Genomic DNA, 21,866 nt, shown 5'->3' on the forward strand with positions numbered 1-21,866 from the left:
TGGGCCGTTGTCAGCCAGAAGGGCGGCAACGGTTCGCCAAGGGGGTACCTTATGGTCGTACAGGCTTTGGCTTTTTACCTGTTTGCTACCGTCGCGGTCCTGTCCGCGACTGCGGTTGTGACCGTTCGCAACCCGGTGCATTCGGTACTGTTGCTGATCTTGACATTCTTTAACGCAGCCGGACTTTTCGTCCTGCTGGGTGCCGAGTTTCTCGCCATGCTGCTGGTCGTCGTCTATGTCGGCGCGGTTGCAGTCCTGTTCCTGTTCGTCGTGATGATGCTGGACATCAACTTTGTTGAAATGCGCCAGGGTTTCCTGAACTACCTGCCGATCGGGGTTCTGATCGCTGTGGTTCTGTTCGTCGAACTGGCACTGGTTGGCGCTGGTTGGACCCTTACCGACGGGGCGGTTGCGGTTCTCGCACAGCCAACACCGGAAGGGGTGACCAATGTCGAAGCACTCGGTCATCTGATCTATACCGATTACGCATACATCTTCCAGGCGGCTGGTCTGGTTCTGCTTGTTGCGATGATTGGCGCAATTGTCCTGACGCTGCGTCACCGTGAAGGTGTCCGCCGTCAGAAAATCTCCGAGCAGGTCAAGCGTTCCCGCGCTGATACGCTTGAAATCAAAAAAGTTCCGGTCGGAAGGGGGATCTGATGGAAATCGGTCTTGCACATTATCTGACCGTCGCGGCGATCCTTTTCACACTCGGGATCTTCGGCATCTTCATGAACCGCAAGAACGTCATCATCATCATGATGTCGATCGAGCTGATGCTGCTGGCGGTCAATATCAACCTGGTCGCGTTCTCGTCGTTCCTTGGCGACCTCGTTGGACAGGTCTTTACCATCTTCGTTCTGACGGTTGCTGCGGCTGAAGCGGCAATTGGTCTGGCGATCCTGGTCGTCTATTTCCGTAACCGCGGCACCATCGCGGTTGAAGACATCAACATGATGAAGGGGTAAGGCAGATATGTATCCGTTGATTGTATTCCTGCCCCTGATCGCGGCAGCCATTGCCGGGACCATCACGCTGGTTGGCGCCATGTCGACCGCCAAAGATGCCCCGCATGACGCGCATGGTCATCACCATCATGGTGTTTCTTCGGCTGATCGTGTGGCACAGCTTGTCACCGTTTGCGGTGTTGTTATTGCCTTTATCATTTCGATCTTTGCCTTTGTGGACGTCGCGCTTGGCGGCAACCCACAGACGATCGAACTGTTTACCTGGATTTCTTCGGGCAGCTTTGATGCATCCTGGGCCCTGCGTATTGATACGCTGACCTGTGTGATGCTGATCGTTGTGACCGGGGTTTCCTCGATGGTGCACATCTATTCGATCGGCTATATGTCGCATGACCCGGACAAGCCGCGCTTCATGGCGTATCTGAGCCTGTTCACCTTTGCGATGTTGATGCTGATTACCGCCGACAACCTGATCCAGCTGTTCTTCGGCTGGGAGGGCGTTGGTCTTGCATCCTATCTTCTGATCGGTTTCTGGTATTCCAAGCCGTCGGCATCTGCTGCTGCGATGAAGGCCTTTATCGTCAACCGCGTTGGTGACTTTGGCTTTGCCCTTGGTATCTTTGCCGTCTATGTGCTGTTTGACAGCGTTCAGTTCGACGTCATCTTTGGCAATGCCGAGGAAGTTGCTGGTGCGACGCTGATGTTCCTGGGCCATGAATTCTCGGCGCTGGAAATTACCTGCTTCCTGCTGTTTATCGGAGCGATGGGTAAATCGGCACAGCTTGGTCTGCACACCTGGCTTCCGGACGCAATGGAAGGCCCGACCCCGGTTTCCGCACTTATTCACGCGGCAACCATGGTGACGGCCGGCGTATTCATGGTCGCACGTCTGTCGCCGATCTTTGAATATGCTGAAACCACCCTGATGATCGTGACCATTGTTGGTGCGACCACGGCATTCTTTGCCGCAACGGTTGGCTGTGTTCAGAACGATATCAAACGCGTGATCGCATATTCGACCTGTTCGCAGCTCGGCTATATGTTCTTTGCGTGCGGGGTGTCGGCATATTCGGCTGGTGTCTTCCATCTGATGACGCACGGTTTCTTCAAGGCGCTTCTGTTCCTTGGTGCCGGTTCTGTCATCCACGCGATGTCTGATGAACAGGACATGCGCAAGATGGGCGGTATCTGGAAAATGGTTCCGCTGACCTTTGCTGTGATGATGGTTGGTACGCTTGCCATTACCGGCTTCCCGGGTCTTGCAGGCTTCTATTCCAAGGACCTTGTCATCGAAAGTGCCTATGCGGCACATACCGGTGTTGGTCTCTATGCCTTCTGGGCCGGCATTCTTGCTGCTCTGATGACCTCGTTCTATAGCTGGCGTCTGGTGTTCATGACCTTCTTTGGTGCGCCGCGCGCCGATGAACGGACCATGGCACATGTTCATGAAAGCCCGGCTGTCATGACTGGTCCGCTGCTGTTCCTGACCATTGGTGCGGTCTTTGCCGGCTGGTTCGCCAAGGACTGGTTCGGTGGTGGCGACTATGAAGAAATGCTGTCCTTCTGGAATGGCGCCATCTTCATGGCCGAAGGTCACCAGGCGCTTGAACATGCACACCATGTTCCGGGTTGGGTCAAACTGGCTCCGTTTGTTGCCATGGTTACCGGCTTTGTCATTGCGCTTGTGATGTACAAACTGGTGCCGTCGCTTCCGCGCGCCTTGGCGAACACCTTCAACGGTCTGTATCGCTTCGCGCTGAACAAATGGTACTTCGACGAACTCTATGACAAGATTTTCGTCAAGCCGGCCTTTGCACTTGGCTATGGCTTCTGGAAATCGGGTGATGGTGCCATCATTGATGGTTGCGGTCCGGATGGTGTTGCTGCTGCTTGCCGTAACATTGCACGTCGCGTCAGCGCCATTCAGAGTGGTTTCGTCTATCACTATGCATTTGCAATGCTGATCGGTATTGCAGCGCTGGTCTCCTACACAATTTGGAAGATGGGTTAACGGGCGATGAGTGATTGGCCAATTCTTTCGATCGTCACCTTCTTGCCGCTGGTCGGTGCAGCCCTGCTGCTGCTGATCAATGGTGAAGAGGCGACTGTTGCCCGCAATTCCCGTTGGGTTGCGCTTTGGACCTCGGGGTTCACCTTCCTCGTCTCCTTGATGCTGTGGGTGAACTTCGATGCAACGACCGCAGATTTCCAGTTCGTCGAGCAGGCGGACTGGATGCCGGGTCTGAACATTTCCTATCACATGGGCGTTGACGGAATTTCGGTTCTGTTTGTCCTGCTTGCGACCTTCCTGACGCCGATCTGTATTCTTTCGGCATGGGAAGCAATCCAGAAGCGCGTGAAGGAATACATGATCGCCTTCCTCGTTCTTGAAACGATGATGGTCGGTATGTTCAGCGCCCTTGACGGTCTGCTGTTCTATCTCTTCTTCGAAGGCGTCCTGATCCCGATGTTCATCATCATCGGTGTCTGGGGCGGTCAGCGTCGCGTCTATGCGGCATTCAAGCTGTTCCTTTATACGCTTCTTGGCTCGGTCCTGATGCTGGTTGCGCTGCTTGCGATGTATTTCGAAGCCGGCACCACCGACATCCCGACCCTGATGGAGCACGGGTTCAGCTATAATATGCAGCTGTGGCTGTGGCTGGCATTCTTCGCATCCTTCGCGGTCAAGGTTCCGATGTGGCCGGTTCATACCTGGCTTCCGGATGCCCACGTTGAAGCACCGACTGCCGGTTCGGTTATTCTGGCTGGCGTGTTGCTGAAAATGGGTGGTTACGGTTTCCTGCGTTTCTCGCTGCCGATGATGCCGCTGGCATCTGAAACCTTCGCGCCGCTTGTTTTCACGCTGTCGATTGTAGCAATCATCTATACGTCTCTGGTCGCACTGGCTCAGCAGGACATGAAAAAGCTGATTGCGTATTCGTCGGTCGCCCACATGGGTATTGTGACCATCGGTGCATTCACCTTTAACCAGCATGGTATCGAAGGTTCGATCTTCCAGATGCTGAGCCATGGTGTGGTTTCGGGCGCGCTCTTCCTTTGCGTTGGCGTTGTCTATGACCGCATCCATACCCGTGAAATTGACGCCTATGGCGGTCTTGTTCACCGTATGCCTAGCTACGCACTGATCTTCATGTTCTTTACCATGGCGTCTGTCGGTCTGCCGGGGACGGGCGGGTTCGTTGGCGAAATCCTTGCACTGCTTGGTGCATTCGAAGCCAACACCTGGGTTGCATTCTTTGCGGCAACCGGTCTGATCCTTGGTGCGGCTTATGCGCTGTATCTCTATCGCCGGATTATTTTCGGGGCACTCACCAAAGAGAACCTGAAAACCATCCTCGATCTGAGCCCGCGTGAATGGCTGATCTTTGCGCCGCTGGTGGTCATCGTTCTGTGGATGGGGGTCTATCCGGTCTCCTTCCTCGACATCATGCATGTTTCGGTTGAAAACCTCGTCAACCAGGTCGAAACGGCACAGGCTGCAGCGGCACATGCCGCCCAGCTGGCCGCGAATTGAGGGGAATGAACATGGGAGTTTCTATGCTCAACCTCGGGGCCGCACTGCCCGAAATGTTTATGGCAGTTTCTGCCTTGGCGCTGTTGATGCTTGGGGTTTTCGCCGGCAAGGACAAAGCGTTCCGTACTGTTTCCTGGCTGGCAGTTGCCGTTCAGGTCATCGCCATCATCCTTGTGATGACGGGCGAGGGCGGTACCGCGTTCTTTGGACAGTTCAGTGCTGATGCATTTGCCAAATTCTGCAAAGTCATGATCCTGATCGGTTCTGCAACCGGCATCATCATGGCGATGAACTTTGCCGAACGTGAAAATATGGCACGTTTCGAGTTCCCGATCCTGATCACCCTTGCCACCCTTGGCATGATGGCGATGGTATCGGCAACCGACATGCTGTCGCTGTATCTTGGTCTCGAACTTCAGTCGCTTGCACTTTATGTCGTTGCTGCTATTCGCCGTGACACCGTGCGTTCGACGGAATCGGGCCTGAAATACTTCATCCTTGGGTCGATCGCATCGGGCATTCTGCTGTATGGCATGTCGATGGTGTACGGTTTCACCGGTTCCACCAATTTCAGCGTCCTTGCAGAAATCCTGACGGCTGGCAACCTGCCGGTTGGTGCGATGGTCGGCATGGCCTTTATCTTTGCCGGTCTGTGCTTCAAGGTTTCCGCTGTTCCGTTCCACATGTGGACCCCGGACGTTTATGAAGGTGCGCCGACCCCGGTCACGTCCTTCTTTGCGGTTGCGCCCAAGATCGCCGGTCTTGCACTGTTCATCCGTGTCGCAATCGGGCCGTTTGGCGGTGTTGTCGAAGACTGGCAGCAGATCATCGTTCTGATTTCGATCCTGTCGATGGCTGTCGGTTCGTTCGCGGCCCTGCGTCAGGAAAACATCAAACGTCTGATGGCCTATTCGTCGATCGGTCACGTTGGTTTCGCGCTTGTCGGTCTGGCAGCAGGCACCAAGGATGGTGTTACCGGTATTCTGGTTTATCTTGGCATTTACCTTGTCATGAACCTGGGCACCTTTGCCGTTATCCTGTGCATGCGTCGTAACGACCGGATGGCCGAAGAGATCACCGATCTTGCCGGTCTTGCCAAAACCAAGCCGCTGATGGCTGCGATCACCGCGATCCTGATGTTCTCGATGGCGGGTATTCCGCCGCTGGCTGGCTTCTTTGGCAAGTTCTATGTCTTCAAGGCGGCTGTCGATGCCGGTCTTGTGACGCTTGCGGTTATCGGTCTCGTGACCTCGGTTGTCAGTGCGTATTACTATCTGCGCATCATCAAGGTCATGTATTTCGACGAGCCGGTCGAAGGGTTCGATCGCAATGGCACCGAGATGAATGTGATCATGGCTGTTGCCACGATCGTCATCCTGGCCTTTGTCTTCTTCCCGAACCTTCTGATGGACAGCGCAGCGGCTGCTGCGGCATCCCTGTTCGGAATGTAAGCATGACAGCGCGAACGATCCGTCTTCCCGAAGGTTTCTACCTTCATGAACTGGAAGCGATCGACAGCACAAATGATGAGGCCAAGCGCCTCGCAGACAAGGGCGCCCAGAGTGGCGCCCTTGTTCTAGCAAGAACACAAACGTCCGGTCGCGGTCGCCGCGGTCGTGCATGGTCATCGCCGGTTGGCAATCTGTATTCATCCCTGTTGTTGCGCCCGACCTGTTCACTGGCCGAAGCCGCACGGCTGACCTTCCTGATTGCGGTCTCGATGGCCGAGGCGGTCGAAATCGTGACTGGCAATCAGGTGCGCCCCGATTGCAAATGGCCAAACGATCTGATGGTCAACGGACGCAAGATTTGCGGTATTCTTCTGGAAAGTGCATCCAATCAGGGTTCGGCGACCGACTATCTGGTGATTGGGACCGGGGTGAATGTTGCCTTTGCGCCCGATGATGCCGAACGGCCTGCCACGTCACTTTCGGCGCTTGGCGCACCGGTTTCGGTAGACGAGCTTGTATCGACCTATCTGGCGCGGATCGCCCATTGGCTTCCAATCTGGGAGGACAAGGGATTTGGCCCGGTTCGGGAAGCCTGGCTGTCGCGTGGGTACGGGATTGGCCAGCCGGTCGTGGCACGATTGACCGAACGCGAACTTTCGGGAACGTTTGTCGGACTTGATGATGATGGTTCACTTGTCCTAAGAGAAGACAACGGAACCGAACACCGTATCGGGGCGGGCGAAGTTTTCTTTGCCACCGGATCTGAATGATTACCTTGCGATTTAGCGGAGGCCTGTAAGCATCATGTTGCTTGCGATTGACGCCGGGAACACCAACATCGTCTTTGCTGTTTTTGATGGCGATACCATCAAGGGGCAGTGGCGCTGTTCAACCACCACCGAACGTACGGCAGATGAATTGGGGGTCTGGCTCCATCATCTGTTTGCGCTGGCAAATGTGCCGGTTGATGCGATTACAGGTGCCATCATCGCAACGGTGGTTCCGGCTGCGGAATTCAGCCTCAAGACCCTGTGTCGCCGTTATTTCAGTGTCGAACCGATGGTGGTCGGCGATCCTGCGGTTGATCTTGATATGAAGATCATCATGGACCGCCCTAGCGAAGTCGGTGCCGACCGTCTTGTCAACGCGGTTGCGGCCCATCAATTGTTTGGCGGGCCGCTGGTCGTGCTTGATTTCGGGACGGCCACGACCTTTGACGTTGTTGATGGCAATGGCGATTATCTGGGCGGGGTGATTGCCCCGGGGGTCAATCTGTCGATCAAGGCATTGCATATGGCAGCCGCCCAGTTGCCGATGGTTGCCATCGAAGCCCCGCGCAATGTGGTCGGGAAAAACACCGTCGAAGCCATGCAGTCAGGTGTCTATTGGGGCTATGTCTCGATGATTGAAGGCCTGTTGGCAAGGATCCGGAAACAGCAAAATCTTGATTATATCAAAGTCGTGGCAACTGGCGGACTTGCGCCGCTATTTGCAAAGGCTGTAGATGAAATTGAACATTTGCACGGCGATCTGACCATGTTGGGTCTTTTGATGATTTATCGTCGCAACAGCGACAAGATCGCCAAACAGGCCTGATCAGACCCGATCAGGTTTGCGCCGGGGGCGGGCATGTTTTGCGCCCCTGATCTGAGCGTCGAAAATAAAGGATTACGGTCAGTGGATTTGTATTTGCCAAAAGACGAAGTGTTGTTCGTGCCGCTTGGCGGTTCGGGCGAAATTGGCATGAACCTGAACCTTTATGGCTACGATGACCAGTGGCTGATGGTTGATATGGGGGTTTCCTTTGGCGAGGAAGGGCTTCCGGGTGTCGATGTTGTCATGCCCGACCCGTCCTTTATCGAGGACCGCAAGGACAAGCTGCTTGGTCTTGTTCTGACCCATGCCCACGAAGATCACCTTGGGGCGGTGCCATATCTTTGGCCACGGCTGAAATGCCCGATCTATGCAACGCCGTTTGCCGCCGAATTCCTTAAGGCCAAGCTTGCCGAAACCGATTTTGCCGATCAGGTGCCGATCCATGTGATCGAACTTGGCGGCCGGTTCAAGCTGGGCTGCTTTGACATCGAATTTGTCACCATGACCCATTCGATCCTTGAACCCAATGCCCTTGCCATCCGCACGCCCAAGGGATTGATCGTTCATACCGGTGACTGGAAATTTGATCCCGATCCACAGATCGGGGAGGCATCCGACGTCAAAAAGCTTGAAGCACTGGGCGACGAAGGCGTCATGGCGCTGGTGTGCGATTCAACCAATGTCTTTTCCGAAGGCAAAACCGGTTCGGAAGGTGAAGTCGCCAAGAACCTGTCGACCCTGTTTAAGGAACATCCGCAAGGACGCATTGCGGTTGCCTGCTTTGCGACCAACGTTGCCCGCGTGCAGTCAGTGATCGAAGCCGCGCATGAAAATGGCCGTTGCGTCGGACTTGCCGGCCGGTCGCTTAATCGCGTGACAGAAGCAGCCCGCGAAGTCGGTTACCTTACCGGCTATCCGAACCTTTTGTCGGACGAAGAGGCAATGGAAGTCCCGAAGGATCAGGTGCTTTTGATTTGTACCGGATCGCAGGGCGAACCGCGCGCGGCTCTTTCACGGATTGCCAAGGGTGACCATCCGACAGTGGAACTTGATCCGGGTGATACGGTTGTGTTTTCCGCCCGTGAAATTCCGGGGAATGAAAAATCCATCGGCTATATCCAGAATCTTTTGATCCGGCGCGGGATCAAGGTCATTACCGCCCGCGATGAGCCGATCCACGTATCTGGCCATCCGGGACGTGAAGACCTGACACGGATGTATCAATTGACCCGCCCGCAAATTCTGGTGCCGGTGCATGGTGAAACCCGCCATTTGTGCGAACAGGCGGCATTGGGGGCGGAATGCCAGATCCCCGAACAGGTCATTCCCCATGATGGTACGGTCATCCGGCTGTCACCGGGCAATGCGCATGTGATTGGCGTAGCGGATGCGGGAATTCTTGCCCTTGATGGCGGACGGCTGCTGAAACGTGATGCCGATACCATCCGCAACCGTAACCGGATTGTCTGGAACGGTGTCATGTTTGTCACCGTGGTCCTGAACCAGTTTGGCGAGATGGTGAACGATCCGATGATCACCGCGCCTAGCCTGTTTGATGAACCCGATGACCAGACGCGGCTTGATCACTTTGCGGCGGAAATCGGCAACCGGATTGATCAGCTTAATGATGACGAGGTCCTTGATGATGCGGCGGTTATCCTTGCCGTACGTCAGGCATTGCGTCGTCCGGTACGCCAGCGCCTTGGCAAACGGCCATTGATCGAAGTCCATTTGGTGCGGGTAACCGAAAAGGGCTGATGGGCAAATCAATGCGACCCTGATCACAGTTCATTGGGCGGGCGCGCGGATAATAACCCTTTCGACGAAATGGGTAATTGTCTTTTGGCGTCTGCCTATCCTAGATTGTCGGTGATCGGGCTGATCACATTCGCAGGAGCAAGACCATGATTGGACGGCTGAACCATGTCGCCATTGCCGTACCGGACCTTGAAGCAGGGATCGCGCAATATCGTGATGTCCTGGGGGCCAAGGTATCAGAGCCACAGGACGAACCCGATCACGGCGTAACCGTTGTGTTTGTCGAATTGCCCAACACCAAGATCGAATTGCTGTATCCGTTGGGGGACAATTCACCGATCAAGGGATTTCTTGAAAAGAACGCGTCGGGTGGCATTCATCATGTGTGTTATGAAGTCGACGATATCCTGGCTGCGCGCGACAAGCTTCAGGCAAGTGGTGCGCGTGTGCTCGGTGACGGGGAACCGAAGATCGGTGCGCATGGCAAGCCGGTGCTGTTCCTGCATCCCAAAGATTTCAACGGCACACTGGTCGAACTTGAACAGGTCTGAGCCAGCGTAAATCATCATTTGGTATCATCCGACCAATCGGGCAGGGTACATCCATCCTGCCCGTCCTATCCGCACCACCATCAAAAGAGATCTTCATGAACTGGTTTTCGGGACTTCTGGTTTACATCGTTATCTGGTGGCTGGTGCTGTTCATGGTGCTGCCGTTTGGTGTGAAGCGGGCAGAAAATGTTGAACCGGGTCATGACAGCGGCGCCCCGCAAAAAGCCCATATGTGGAAAAAGGTGCTGGCAACCAGCCTGATTTCAGCGATCCTTTGGGTGGTTGCGGTTTTCGTTATCACCAGCGGCATGATCGAAGTCCGTCCGCCGAAATAATACCGGGTACGGTCAAACCACCAAAACAGGCCCGCCAACAGAAAACCCCGCACGAAATGCTGCGGGGTTTTGTCGTTTTATGCTGCAAGGAGAACCGGGATCAAAGCGGCGGGCAAAAAAAAAGCAAGATCACAAGGATCTTGCTAAGATGCTATTTTTATAGCTGTTTTCCCGTAATCTTTTTATGCTTCCTCCTAAGACCTGGGCTTCTTGGCACAGGTTTTAATTCGACGTCGCGCCTGCTTCTTGTATGCTTATTGGCAACAAAGCCTCCCGCAATTTTATGAGCGGCTGCGATACGCCTTCCGCAACGATCTTGCGTCGAAAGCGGAGGACTAAAAAGCCACATGTTTCAGTTTTATGCAAGCTGTTTTGACCAAACTTCACAAATGTTTCGATGCTGCAGTGCACACAGATAGGGTGAAACTAAGAGATGCATAATATTCCATTGGTCGAACCTATGTTAAGCCGTGGTTTTGGTCATAAAATCAGACTATTGGCGGCTGTTGCCGTATCATTGTTGGTGACGTGTCCGATATCTTCGGCACTGGCGCAGTCCGAATCCCCGCTGCCAACCAAACAGGATGAACCGGTATCGGGCGATGCCGATCCCGCGGGTGCCGGTGCGGAAACCGCAAAACCCAAAATCATCGTGTCGCGATCAGCCTGCAAGGCCCTGGTACAGCATGTTCCCGATGATGATGTTGCCTACAAACCCGGCGTCGATGTTCACGGCAACAAGGTTGTCGGTGCCGATCTGGACGGGGGCAGCGACATCACCAAATCCCTGCCCAAACAGATCGAATTTCCGGTTACACTGGATTTCTTTGAATATAGCGGCATCGCAGTACCAAGCGGCATGAGCGGCGAGCAATCGGTTGGCAAAATCACCTATCGCAATGGCAGGGTGTATTTCAATGAACAGCCGCTGGGTGACAATGCCTATGATGATGAATTGATTGCGGCATGCCGTGCGGCGGGTTTCCGGTAACCTGGCGATGTTGGAACTTTGGTCATCGCAGTTTTGCCATCATTGAAAATTAGGGTCCGCATTCAATTGCATGTGAACCTTATTTGGGCGGGGACCAGATAACCGAAGTTCCGGCTTGCGTTTCGGGCAGCTCTGTCGCATTTTCCGGGCAAGGTATTCAAACACCCAAATATTCAGATTTGATCATCACGAGGCATTGATGCGTCTTTCCCAGTTCTTCCTGCCGACCCTGAAGGAAACCCCGTCAGAAGCACAGATTGCTTCTCATCGTTTGATGCTGCGTGCCGGTATGGTCCGTCAGCTCACGGCCGGGATTTATTCATGGTTGCCGCTTGGTTACCGTGTTCTCAAAAAGATCGAGCAGATCGTTCGTGAAGAACAGGACGCCGTTGGTTGCAACGAATTGCTGATGCCGACCATTCAGCCGGCCGAGCTGTGGCAGGAAAGTGGTCGTTATGACGATTACGGTCTTGAGATGCTGCGCATCACCGACCGTCATGATCGCAAGATGCTGTTTGGTCCGACCAACGAGGAAGCGATCACCGATATCTTCCGCAAGGATATCCGCTCCTACAAGCAGCTGCCGCAGCTGATGTATCATATTCAGTGGAAATTCCGCGACGAGATCCGCCCGCGCTTTGGTGTGATGCGTGGTCGTGAATTCCTGATGAAAGATGCCTATTCGTTCGATATCGATTACGAAAGTTCGCGTCACGCCTATAACAAGATGTTCCTGGCCTATTGCCGCACCTTTACCCGTCTGGGTGTCAAGGCGATCCCGATGGTAGCCGATACCGGGCCGATCGGCGGTGATCTGAGCCACGAATTCATCATTCTTGCCGATACCGGCGAAAGCGAAGTCTTCTGCGACAAGAAGTGGCTGGACAAGGATCTGAGCGGCAAGGGCGTTGACCTTAATGACCGCACTGCACTTGAAAACTGGGTGCAGGGTACGCTGGTTGACTATGCCGCGACCGAAGAAAAGCACGATGCGGACAACAGCCCGATTTCCGGTGACGACCTGATTGCGACGCGCGGTATCGAAGTTGGTCATATCTTCCATTTCGGCACCAAATATTCCGAACCGATGGGCGCGACTGTTCTGGGCCCGGATGGCAAGGAAGTACCGGTTATGATGGGGTCGTACGGTATTGGCGTTTCGCGTCTGGTCGGTGCGCTGATCGAAGCATCACATGATGAAAACGGCATCGTCTGGCCGGATGCGGTTGCACCCTACAAGGTTGGTCTGATCAACCTGCGTACGGGCGATGACGAATGCGATGCCGCCTGTGAAGATGCCTATGCCAAACTGACCAATGCCGGTATCGAGGTTCTTTATGATGATCGCGATATCCGTGCTGGCGGCAAGTTTGCCGATATGGACCTGATTGGTCTGCCATGGCAGATCGTGATTGGTCCGAAGGGCCTTAAAAACGGTGTTGTCGAATTGAAAAACCGCAGAACCGGTGAAAAAACAGAAGTCACTTTCGAAGCGGCTCTGAACCAGATCAGCGCCTGATAGACCTTGTTCAAACGGGGCAGCGATTGCTGCCCCGTTGCCATTTCCGGTTCTGGATATATCTTAACCTGTTCAAACCGTTTCCCGACCCGCTTCCACAAGGATAGATTGCCCATGTTCAGTCCGTTCGAACGTATGGTGGCCTTCCGCTACCTGCGTCCACGTCGGCAGGAAGGCTTTGTTTCCGTCATCGCCATCTTTTCGTTGCTTGGCATCATGCTTGGTGTTGCAACGCTGATTATCGTGATGTCGGTGATGAACGGTTTCCGCGCCGAATTGCTTGGCCGTATTTTGGGGCTGAATGGGCATATTTCAGTTTATGCCCAGGGCAATGGCGGCATTGGTGATTATGCCAAGATCGAAAAGCAGATCGCTGAAAACGGCAATGTCATGATGACGGTGCCGGTGGTCGAAGGCCAGGTCATGGCGTCCAAAAATGGTCGCGCATCGGGCGCGATTGTGCGCGGCATGCGCCCCGAAGACGTCAAGAAACGCAAAACCATTGCCGACAATATCGTTTTCGGATCCCTTGATGATTTCAAGGGCGATGACACCGTGATCATGGGCGCACGTCTTGCCATGAAACTTGGGGTCGGAGTTGGCGATACCGTCAATCTGATATCGCCCAAGGGCAATGTGACGGCATTTGGTGCCGTGCCGCGGGTGCGCGCATACAAGGTCGCCGGCCTGTTTGACATCGGCATGTATGAATATGACAGCGGCTTTATCTTCATGCCGCTATCAGCAGCCCAAGTTTATTTCCGTCTGCCCGAAAAGATCACGCATTTCGAAGTGATGCTTGATGATATATCGGCGCTTGACGATACCATGGACCAGTTGCTGACAACTCTTTCCGGTGAAAGTTTGCGCCTTGTAAACTGGCAGCAATCCAATGCCGGATTCTTTAACGCGCTTCAGGTGGAACGCAATGTCATGTTCCTGATCCTGACGCTGATCATTCTGGTTGCGGCCTTTAACATCATTTCGGGAATGGTAATGCTGGTAAAGGACAAGGGGCGCGATATCGCGATCCTGCGGACGATGGGGGCAACCCGCCAGTCGATCATGAAGGTCTTTTTCCTGGCCGGGGCATCAATTGGTGTCTTGGGTACGATCAGTGGCCTGATCATCGGGGTTCTGTTCTGTCTGAATATCGAAAATATCCGTCAGTTCATCCAGAGCCTGACCGGAACCGATCTGTTTAATGCCGAGATCTATTTCCTGTCGCAGCTTCCGGCCGATATGGATGTTGGCGAAGTGGTAATGGTTTGCATCATGTCGCTGAGCCTGTCGTTCCTTGCGACCGTCTATCCGGCATGGCGCGCATCACGCCTCGATCCGGTGGAGGCCCTGCGTTATGAGTGATCTTATCAAAACCACTGCTGAACAGCGTTCGCGCAATGTCGTGCTGCGTCTGGAAAAGATTGATCGCATTTTCAATCAGGGTCCGGATCAGCTCGAAATTCTGAAATCGGTCGATCTTGAAATCCATCAAGGCGAAATTGTTGCGCTTGTCGGTCCGTCAGGTGCGGGCAAGTCAACGCTTTTGCAGATTGCCGGACTTTTGGAAAAACCCGATGGCGGGCTGGTTTCGATTGGTGGAAAGCGCAGCACGGATCTGTCAGACCTTGCGCGGACTGAAATGCGCCGGAACCATATCGGCTTTGTATATCAGTACCATCATTTGCTGCCGGAATTTTCGGCCTTGGAAAATGTGGTCATGCCGCAAATGATCAATGGGCTGAAACGGTCCGAGGCCGAAGAACGCGGTCTCGAACTTCTGCGGTGCCTTGGTCTGGAAAAACGCGCCGATCATCGTCCTGCGCGCCTGTCAGGTGGTGAACAGCAACGTGTTGCCATTGCGCGTGCGCTGGCCAATGTGCCCGATGTGCTGTTTGCTGATGAACCGACCGGTAACCTCGATCCGCATACTGCCGATACGGTGTTTGGCATGTTGATGGCGCTGGTGCGTGAAACCGGTCTGGCATCGCTGATTGCGACCCATAACCCGGAACTGGCGCGCCAGATGGATCGGGTTGTGACCCTGCGCGACGGTCATCTGATCGAACTTGACCGGGCTGAACTTTCCTAATCGGTCAAAATTCTTTAAGCTGATTTCCAGCGTCGCTTCGCATTCTTGCAAAGCGGCGCTTTACCTGCCTTTTGTCTTATTTTCCGGGGTTAGACTTCGATGGAAAACGGTTTCGTCCATCTTCGTGTTCACACCAACTATTCGCTTGCCGAAGGTGCCATCACGACGAAGGAGCTTGCCAAACTTTGTGCAGCCGATGGCCAGCCCGCCGTTGCGATGACCGATACCGACAATATGTTCGGTGCTCTTGACTTTGCTGGCGCACTGAGTGGTGGCGGTGTGCAGCCGATCCTGGGTGTCCAGATGGGGGTTGAGCGGTTTGGTGACAAACCGGCCGTTGGCAAAATTGCCCGTGAACCGATGCCCGATCGACTGGTGCTGATTGCCCAGAACAAGGAAGGTTATTTCAATCTTCTGAAAATCGTGTCACGCGCCCATATGACGTCCGAAGCCGGGAGCGAGCCCAAGGCGCTTTATGACCATATTCGGAAATATTCCGGACATATCATCTGTTTGACAGGCGGCCCGACCGGTCCGCTGGCCCGCTTGCTGGCCGATGAGCAGGTTGAAAAGGCCGAAGAATGTCTTGCGCAGCTCAGGGATATTTTTGACAACCGGCTTTATATCGAACTGCAACGCCATGGCGAGGAACTGGAAGACCTGGTGGAACCGGGCCTGATCAAGCTTGCCTATGATCATGATGTTCCCTTGGTTGCGACCAATAACTGCTACTTCCCGTCGGCAGATATGTATGAAGCCCACGACGTCTTCATCTGTATCGGGCAGGGGGCGGTTGTCGGCCAGGAAGATCGCTGGAAACTGACGCCCGATCATCGGTTTAAAACCGCAGCAGAAATGCGCGAACTGTTTGCCGATATTCCAGAAGCCTGTGACAACACGCTTCTGATCGCCAAACGCTGTTCCTGGCATGTCGAAAAAATTGACCCGATCCTGCCGCCATTTGATTGCGGTGAAGGCCGGACAGAGGTCGACGAACTGCGTCACATGTCAGAGGAAGGGCTGAAAGGCCGCCTTGAAAAATATGTCTTTACCGAAGACATGTCGGATGCCGAAAAAGAAGAAATCGCCAAACCGTATTGGGAACGTCTGGATTATGAACTGGGTATCATCAACCAGATGGGGTTCCCGGGCTACTTCCTGATCGTTGCCGACTTTATCCAGTGGGCGAAGGATCATGATATTCCGGTCGGACCGGGTCGTGGTTCGGGTGCCGGTTCGCTGGTTGCCTATGCGCTTTTGATTACGGACCTTGATCCTTTGCGGTTCTCGTTGCTGTTCGAACGTTTCCTTAACCCGGAACGTGTGTCCATGCCCGACTTTGACGTCGATTTCTGTCAGGACCGGCGCGGCGAAGTTATCGAATATGTGCAAAAGAAATACGGCCATGACCGTGTGGCCCAGATCATCACATTCGGTAAGTTGCAGGCAAAGGCAGCCGTGCGCGACGTCGGGCGTGTGTTGAGCATCCCGTATGGTTATGTCGATAAAATCTGCAAAATGATCCCGGGCGACCCGGCCAAACCGATCCCGCTCAAGGAAGGGATTGATATGGAACCGGATTTGCGCCGTATTGCGCGCGAAGACCCGGACATTGACCGACTGCTGTCGATCGCCATGCAGATAGAAGGTCTTTATCGTAACTCTTCGACCCATGCCGCCGGTGTTGTGATTGGTGACCGCGATCTTGACGCGCTGGTCCCGCTTTATCGTGATCCGCGCTCGGACATGCCGGTAACCCAGTTCAACATGAAGTTTGTTGAAAATGCCGGTTTGGTGAAGTTCGACTTCCTGGGTCTTAAGACGCTGACGGTGATTATCGAGGCCGTCAACCTGATGCGTCAGCGCAAGGATGTCCCGCAAAACTTTGATATCGGGGCCATTCCGCTTGATGACCGTGCGGCGTTCAAACTTTTGTCTGCAGCCGAAACGGTTGGCGTGTTCCAGCTTGAATCCCAGGGGATGCAGGACGTGTTGCGCGGCCTGAAGCCTGATACCCTAGAAGACATTATCGCTGTTGTGGCCCTGTATCGTCCGGGGCCGATGGATAACATTCCCCATTACATCGCACGTAAGCACGGTCAGGAAGAACCTGACTATATGCACCCGATGTTGCAGCCGATCCTCGAAGAAACCTATGGCATCATGATCTATCAGGAGCAGGTCATGCAGCTTGCCCAGATCATGGCGGGTTATTCGCTTGGTGGCGCAGACCTGTTGCGTCGCGCAATGGGTAAGAAAATTGCCGAGGAAATGGAAAAACAGCGCGGGCTGTTTGTTGATGGCTCCGAAAAGAACGGCGTCGATCGTGCGCAGGCGTCTGATATCTTTGATCAGGTCGCAAAGTTCGCATCCTACGGCTTTAACAAATCGCACGCGGCAGCCTATGCGCTGGTGGCGTATCAGACTGCGTATCTGAAGGCGAACTATCCGGTCGAGTTCATGGCTGCTCTCATGACGCTCGATATGCATAACACCGAAAAACTGGCGGTGTTCAAGCAGGAGGTCGAACGGCTTGAGATCGAAATTCTGCCACCATGTGTGAACAATTCCCAGGTGGCGTTTTCGGTTGAAAACCATGATGGGGTTCGCAAAATCCGGTATGCGCTGGCGGCGGTTCGAAATGTCGGTGATGCGGCGATGGAAAGCCTTGTCGCCGAACGCGAAGCCAACGGTCCGTTCAAGGACATTACCGATTTCGCATCACGCATCGACAGTCGCGCTGTCAACAAACGTCTGCTTGAAAACCTTGTGCGGGCAGGGGCGCTTGATTGTCTGACGCCCAACCGCAAGGTCATGTTTGAAAATGTCGATAAGGTGATTGCCGTTGCGCAGCGTGAAATGCAGGCGCGCAATGATGACCAGATTTCGATGTTTGGTGACAGCAGCGGCTTTGGCAAGGACAAGATCCGTCTGCCTGATGATCGTGACTGGGTGCCGATGGAAAAACTGACCGAGGAATTTTCCGCCATCGGTTTCTATCTGTCAGCACATCCGCTTGATACATTCGGCAAAAGCATCCAGCGGATCGGTATTGCCCCGATCAAGGAACTGCCCGCGCGTATGCGTGCCCAGAACAAGGGCGCCATTCGTCTTGCCGGGACATTGATCAATGCGCGTGAAATGATTTCAAAAAAGAACGGGTCAAAGTTTGCCTTTGTCATGTTCTCGGACCCGACCGGAAGCTTCGAGGTTGCCTTCTGGGCAGAAGCATGGGCGGCTTATAAGGAAATCATCAATGCGGGGCGGCCTGTTCTGTTGATTGTGGCAGCGGAAATGCGCGAAGGACAGCTGCGCATTCAGGGACAGCGCGTTGAGGATCTTGAACAGGCTGTTGCTGGCGCGGCCGAGGGTATCCGTATTCGCCTCAACCGTCCTGACCCCGTACCGGAAATTTGCCAGCTTCTTGCCGATGCCGGCAAGGGACGGGGGCTCGTGACGCTTTCATCTGTTTGCGATGACGGTCGCATGGCCGAAATTGAACTTGAAGACAAATACAAGGTCGGGCCGTCGCTGATTGGTGCAATTGGCGCAATTCCGGGTGTGGAATTCGCCGAAGAAATCTGATGATTTGACGTCGAAACTGTCTGCGTGTCGGTCAAAGGTTCCCGGATCGCGCAGAAATGCGTACTTTAGGGCTTGCATTCTTGTCAGGACGGGATTAAAACCCGCCCCGAACATCGCACGCGAAAGAGCGGCGACTGCCGTCATATGGCAACTCGTCCATCCGGTGTTTCATGCATGAGGCATGAGATTCCCTTTCGCGGAGGTATTAACCGGAAAAAGGTAGGAACTATTATGGCATTGCCAACCTTTACCATGCGCCAGCTCATGGAAGCTGGTGTCCACTTTGGTCACCACACCCGCCGTTGGAACCCGAAGATGAAAAAATTCATCTTTGGTGCACGTAACGACATCCACATTCTGAACCTGCAGGAAACCGTTCCGATGCTGCATCGCGCGATGCAGGCAGTTCGTGACGTTACCGCTTCTGGTGGTCGTGTTCTTTTCGTCGGTACCAAGCGTCAGGCTTCCCCGATCATCGCAGACGCTGCAAAGCGTTGCGGCCAGTACTATGTCAACCATCGCTGGCTCGGCGGCATGCTGACCAACTGGAACACCGTTTCCAACTCGATCAAGCGCCTTAAAGAACAGGAAGAAATCCTGTCTTCTGGTGCAGAAGGTCTGACCAAAAAAGAAATCCTGAACCTGACCCGTTCGCGCGACAAGCTTGAACGCGCGCTTGGCGGTATCAAGGACATGGGTGGTCTTCCGGACATCATCGTCGTGGTCGACACCAACAAAGAATCTCTTGCCATCCAGGATGCCAAGAACCTGAACATTCCGGTCGTTGCAATCCTCGACTCCAACTCTGATCCGGCAAACATTCAGTACCCGGTTCCGGGCAACGACGATGCGATCCGTGCGATCCAGCTGTATTGCGACCTGTTCGTCGGTTCTGTTCTGGACGGTATCCAGGAAGAAATGACTGCTTCTGGCGCAGATCTCGGCGAAGCGGAAGAAGTTCCGGCCGAAGCAGCTGCCGCAGCTGACGCTGCAGAAGAAGCTTCCGCATAAGTTTCATTTTGTACCTGATGAAACGGCGGCTAGCATGCCGCCGTTTTGTTAGGTGTTCACCTGATCGCGTAATAGGGGCTTAAAAAATGGCTATTACCGCTGCTCTCGTAAAAGAGCTTCGCGAAACCACCGGCGCTGGCATGATGGATTGCAAAAAAGCGCTGTCTGAAACCGATGGTAACCTTGAAGCAGCTGTTGACTGGCTGCGTACCAAAGGTCTTGCTGCTGCTGCCAAGAAAGCTGGCCGTGTTGCTGCCGAAGGTCTGGTTGCTGTTGCTGTTGACGGCACCAAAGGTGCAGTTGTCGAGCTGAACTCGGAAACCGACTTCGTTTCGCGTAACGAAGACTTCCAGAAATTCGTCAGCGAAATCGCAGTACAGGCTGTTTCGGCAAATGGCGACATTGATACCCTTAAAGCTGCTGCTTTCCCGGGTACGTCGCGTAACGTCGAAGAGCAGGTTACCCACATGATCGCCACCATCGGCGAAAACATGTCCCTGCGTCGTTCGGCTGGCCTGTCGGTGGAAAAAGGCGTTGTTGCGTCCTACATCCACTCGGCTGTTGCAGCAAACCTTGGCAAGATCGGCGTTCTGGTTGCTCTGGAATCCGAAGCTGATGCTGCTGTTCTCGAAGGCCTGGGCAAACAGATTGCAATGCACATTGCAGCAACCAACCCGGCATCGGCAACGGTTGATGATCTGGATCCGGAACTGGTCGAGCGTGAAAAAGCCGTTCTGACCGAGCAGGCCAAAGAATCCGGCCGTCCGGCAGAAATCATTGAAAAGATGATCGAAGGTCGTATCCGTAAATATTACGAGCAGGTTGTTCTGGTTGAGCAGACCTTCGTTATTGACGGTGAAAGCAAAGTCAAAGCCGTGATCGAAAACGCTGCCAAAGAAGCTGGCAAGCCGATCACCCTGAAGGGCTTTGTTCGCTTCGAACTCGGTGAAGGCATCGAGCGCGAAGAAAAAGACTTTGCTGCTGAAGTTGCTGAGCAGCTGAACAAATAAAACATCTGATCGGAATGGTGCGTTCGTCATCATTTCGTGTATGATCCAGACCGGCGAGGTCGGCAGCGCATATCCGCCCTGTTACTCGCCGGTCTTTTTATATCTGAATTTTGCATTTCCCGATCCGGGGCAGTGCGCTACATCGGCATTTAAGAGGCATTGAGATATGGCAGAAAACGGCCAACTGAAATTTCGCCGCGTTCTTCTTAAGCTCTCGGGTGAGGGGCTTTTAGGGAAACAGCAATACGGAATTGATCCTGAAACGGTTGACCGGATTGCCAGCGAAATCAAAGCCGTTCATGACATGGGTGCCGAAGTTTGCATGGTGATTGGCGGCGGGAATATTTTCCGCGGCGTCAAGGGCGCCTCACAAGGGATGGAACGCGCAACCGCCGACTATATGGGCATGCTTGCGACCATCATGAATGCGCTTGCGGTTCAGAACGCGCTTGAGCGCCACGGGGTTCAGACCCGTGTGCAGTCCGCGATCCCGATGTCCTCTGTTTGCGAACCCTATATCCGCCGTCGTGCTGTTCGTCACATGGAAAAGGGCCGCGTCGTCATCTTTGCTGCCGGGACGGGCAACCCGTTCTTTACCACCGATACCGCTGCTGCTTTGCGTGCGGTTGAGATGGGCTGTGATGCCCTGCTTAAGGGGACGCAGGTTGACGGTGTTTATACCGCAGACCCGAAAACGGACCCGACTGCGGAACGCTATGATCAGCTGACCTATATGGAAGTTTTGTCCAAAGATTTGCGTGTGATGGATGCATCGGCTATTTCTTTGGCACGCGAAAATGATATTCCGGTTATCGTATTTTCTTTGCATAATCCGGGTGCCTTTGCAGACGTCGTTACTGCGAAGGGGACGTTTACGATTATTTCGAATGGAGACTGAACGTGTCTGACGTTGCTGGCCTAAAAAAGGACCTGTCCCGCCGTATGGAAGGGGCTGTCGAAGTGTTGCACAAGGAATTCACCGGTTTGCGGACCGGACGTGCCAGTGTGAGCCTTCTTGAGCCGGTCATGGTTGAAGCCTATGGCGTTCCGACCCCGCTGAACCAGGTGGCGTCTGTTAGCGTTCCCGAGCCGCGTATGCTTTCGGTTCAGGTATGGGACAAATCCATGGTCAAATCCGTCGAAAAAGCCATTCGTGATTCGGGGCTTGGCCTGAACCCGGCTGCGGACGGAACGCTCGTGCGCGTGCCGATTCCGCCGCTGAACGAAGAACGTCGTGCAGAATTGTCCAAAGTTGCTGGCAAATATGCCGAACAGGCCAAGATTTCCGTACGTAACGTCCGTCGAGACGGTATGGACCAGCTCAAAAAATGGGAAAAAGACAGCGAGATTTCCAAAGACGAGCTGCACAGCGAAGAAAAAGAGATCCAGAAGCTGACCGACAAGGTCATCGGCGAGATCGACGAAGCGCTGTCGCACAAAGAACAGGAAATCATGCAAGTCTGA

At 54.1% G+C, this 21,866-nt stretch carries 19 protein-coding genes; all 19 read left to right on the forward strand.

Annotated elements, in window-relative coordinates:
* Positions 1–51: 51 nt before the first annotated feature.
* The 19 genes from SIB88_RS11900 (at position 52) to frr (ending at position 21,866) form a co-directional block, all read left to right on the forward strand.
* Positions 52–660 (forward strand): NADH-quinone oxidoreductase subunit J, encoded by a 609-nt coding sequence (locus SIB88_RS11900; RefSeq protein ID WP_068518919.1) that lies wholly within the window; start codon positions 52–54, stop codon positions 658–660.
* On the forward strand, positions 660–968 hold the full coding sequence (gene nuoK, locus SIB88_RS11905) for an NADH-quinone oxidoreductase subunit NuoK (RefSeq protein WP_007089416.1): 309 nt from the start codon (positions 660–662) through the stop codon (positions 966–968). Before SIB88_RS11900 ends, nuoK begins: the two co-directional genes overlap by 1 nt.
* A 7-nt stretch (positions 969–975) precedes the next feature.
* Positions 976–2,979, forward strand: a complete 2,004-nt coding sequence (nuoL, locus tag SIB88_RS11910; RefSeq protein WP_412558149.1) for an NADH-quinone oxidoreductase subunit L — start codon at positions 976–978, stop codon at positions 2,977–2,979.
* Between the two features lie 6 nt (positions 2,980–2,985).
* On the forward strand, positions 2,986–4,503 hold the full coding sequence (locus tag SIB88_RS11915; protein WP_068518921.1) for an NADH-quinone oxidoreductase subunit M: 1,518 nt from the start codon (positions 2,986–2,988) through the stop codon (positions 4,501–4,503).
* An 11-nt stretch (positions 4,504–4,514) separates the two neighbouring features.
* Positions 4,515–5,954, forward strand: coding sequence for an NADH-quinone oxidoreductase subunit NuoN (nuoN, locus tag SIB88_RS11920; RefSeq protein WP_412558150.1), 1,440 nt, complete (start codon positions 4,515–4,517; stop codon positions 5,952–5,954).
* Positions 5,955–5,956: 2 nt separating this feature from the next.
* Entirely contained in the window at positions 5,957–6,724 is a 768-nt protein-coding gene (locus tag SIB88_RS11925) for a biotin--[acetyl-CoA-carboxylase] ligase (protein WP_068518923.1), read from the forward strand.
* Between the two features lie 34 nt (positions 6,725–6,758).
* A complete protein-coding gene (locus tag SIB88_RS11930) occupies positions 6,759–7,550 on the forward strand; it encodes a type III pantothenate kinase (protein WP_068518924.1) in 792 nt (263 codons plus the stop codon).
* A gap of 81 nt (positions 7,551–7,631) precedes the next feature.
* Positions 7,632–9,308, forward strand: coding sequence for a ribonuclease J (locus SIB88_RS11935; RefSeq protein ID WP_181848943.1), 1,677 nt, complete (start codon positions 7,632–7,634; stop codon positions 9,306–9,308).
* A gap of 146 nt (positions 9,309–9,454) precedes the next feature.
* Positions 9,455–9,859 carry a methylmalonyl-CoA epimerase gene (gene mce / locus SIB88_RS11940; RefSeq protein ID WP_008891215.1) on the forward strand — a complete coding sequence of 135 codons (405 nt, stop codon included), beginning with the start codon at positions 9,455–9,457 and terminating at the stop codon, positions 9,857–9,859.
* A gap of 95 nt (positions 9,860–9,954) precedes the next feature.
* On the forward strand, positions 9,955–10,194 hold the full coding sequence (locus SIB88_RS11945; RefSeq protein WP_068518925.1) for a DUF1467 family protein: 240 nt from the start codon (positions 9,955–9,957) through the stop codon (positions 10,192–10,194).
* A 523-nt stretch (positions 10,195–10,717) separates the two neighbouring features.
* The gene (locus SIB88_RS11950; protein ID WP_412558151.1) at positions 10,718–11,185 is read left to right on the forward strand and encodes a hypothetical protein; all 468 of its coding nucleotides are present in this window, start codon (positions 10,718–10,720) and stop codon (positions 11,183–11,185) included.
* Between the two features lie 199 nt (positions 11,186–11,384).
* On the forward strand, positions 11,385–12,704 hold the full coding sequence (gene proS, locus SIB88_RS11955) for a proline--tRNA ligase (protein ID WP_206927682.1): 1,320 nt from the start codon (positions 11,385–11,387) through the stop codon (positions 12,702–12,704).
* A gap of 114 nt (positions 12,705–12,818) precedes the next feature.
* Entirely contained in the window at positions 12,819–14,069 is a 1,251-nt protein-coding gene (locus tag SIB88_RS11960) for a lipoprotein-releasing ABC transporter permease subunit (protein WP_068518928.1), read from the forward strand.
* On the forward strand, positions 14,062–14,796 hold the full coding sequence (locus tag SIB88_RS11965; RefSeq protein WP_114113330.1) for an ABC transporter ATP-binding protein: 735 nt from the start codon (positions 14,062–14,064) through the stop codon (positions 14,794–14,796). Before SIB88_RS11960 ends, SIB88_RS11965 begins: the two co-directional genes overlap by 8 nt.
* Before the next feature lie 99 nt (positions 14,797–14,895).
* Positions 14,896–18,381, forward strand: a complete 3,486-nt coding sequence (gene dnaE, locus SIB88_RS11970) for a DNA polymerase III subunit alpha (RefSeq protein WP_412558152.1) — start codon at positions 14,896–14,898, stop codon at positions 18,379–18,381.
* Positions 18,382–18,612: 231 nt separating this feature from the next.
* Positions 18,613–19,392 (forward strand): 30S ribosomal protein S2, encoded by a 780-nt coding sequence (gene rpsB, locus SIB88_RS11975; protein WP_068518931.1) that lies wholly within the window; start codon positions 18,613–18,615, stop codon positions 19,390–19,392.
* 86 nt (positions 19,393–19,478) lie between these two features.
* Positions 19,479–20,402, forward strand: a complete 924-nt coding sequence (gene tsf, locus SIB88_RS11980) for a translation elongation factor Ts (protein ID WP_068518932.1) — start codon at positions 19,479–19,481, stop codon at positions 20,400–20,402.
* Between the two features lie 166 nt (positions 20,403–20,568).
* A complete protein-coding gene (gene pyrH, locus SIB88_RS11985; RefSeq protein ID WP_068518933.1) occupies positions 20,569–21,300 on the forward strand; it encodes a UMP kinase in 732 nt (243 codons plus the stop codon).
* Between the two features lie 2 nt (positions 21,301–21,302).
* Positions 21,303–21,866, forward strand: coding sequence for a ribosome recycling factor (frr, locus tag SIB88_RS11990; RefSeq protein WP_068518934.1), 564 nt, complete (start codon positions 21,303–21,305; stop codon positions 21,864–21,866).

The organism is Thalassospira sp. MIT121401, from assembly GCF_047125595.1.
Taxonomy (GTDB): Bacteria; Pseudomonadota; Alphaproteobacteria; order Rhodospirillales; family Thalassospiraceae; genus Thalassospira; species Thalassospira povalilytica.

Coding starts and splice junctions, on each gene's coding strand:
- mce (WP_008891215.1), top strand. CDS start 9,455: ATGATTGGACGGCTGAACCATGTCGCCATTGCCGTACCGGACCTTGAA.
- SIB88_RS11925 (WP_068518923.1), top strand. CDS start 5,957: ATGACAGCGCGAACGATCCGTCTTCCCGAAGGTTTCTACCTTCATGAA.
- nuoL (WP_412558149.1), top strand. CDS start 976: ATGTATCCGTTGATTGTATTCCTGCCCCTGATCGCGGCAGCCATTGCC.
- dnaE (WP_412558152.1), top strand. CDS start 14,896: ATGGAAAACGGTTTCGTCCATCTTCGTGTTCACACCAACTATTCGCTT.
- SIB88_RS11960 (WP_068518928.1), top strand. CDS start 12,819: ATGTTCAGTCCGTTCGAACGTATGGTGGCCTTCCGCTACCTGCGTCCA.
- nuoK (WP_007089416.1), top strand. CDS start 660: ATGGAAATCGGTCTTGCACATTATCTGACCGTCGCGGCGATCCTTTTC.
- pyrH (WP_068518933.1), top strand. CDS start 20,569: ATGGCAGAAAACGGCCAACTGAAATTTCGCCGCGTTCTTCTTAAGCTC.
- SIB88_RS11945 (WP_068518925.1), top strand. CDS start 9,955: ATGAACTGGTTTTCGGGACTTCTGGTTTACATCGTTATCTGGTGGCTG.
- SIB88_RS11965 (WP_114113330.1), top strand. CDS start 14,062: ATGAGTGATCTTATCAAAACCACTGCTGAACAGCGTTCGCGCAATGTC.
- SIB88_RS11930 (WP_068518924.1), top strand. CDS start 6,759: ATGTTGCTTGCGATTGACGCCGGGAACACCAACATCGTCTTTGCTGTT.
- rpsB (WP_068518931.1), top strand. CDS start 18,613: ATGGCATTGCCAACCTTTACCATGCGCCAGCTCATGGAAGCTGGTGTC.
- nuoN (WP_412558150.1), top strand. CDS start 4,515: ATGGGAGTTTCTATGCTCAACCTCGGGGCCGCACTGCCCGAAATGTTT.
- SIB88_RS11915 (WP_068518921.1), top strand. CDS start 2,986: ATGAGTGATTGGCCAATTCTTTCGATCGTCACCTTCTTGCCGCTGGTC.
- tsf (WP_068518932.1), top strand. CDS start 19,479: ATGGCTATTACCGCTGCTCTCGTAAAAGAGCTTCGCGAAACCACCGGC.
- SIB88_RS11900 (WP_068518919.1), top strand. CDS start 52: ATGGTCGTACAGGCTTTGGCTTTTTACCTGTTTGCTACCGTCGCGGTC.
- proS (WP_206927682.1), top strand. CDS start 11,385: ATGCGTCTTTCCCAGTTCTTCCTGCCGACCCTGAAGGAAACCCCGTCA.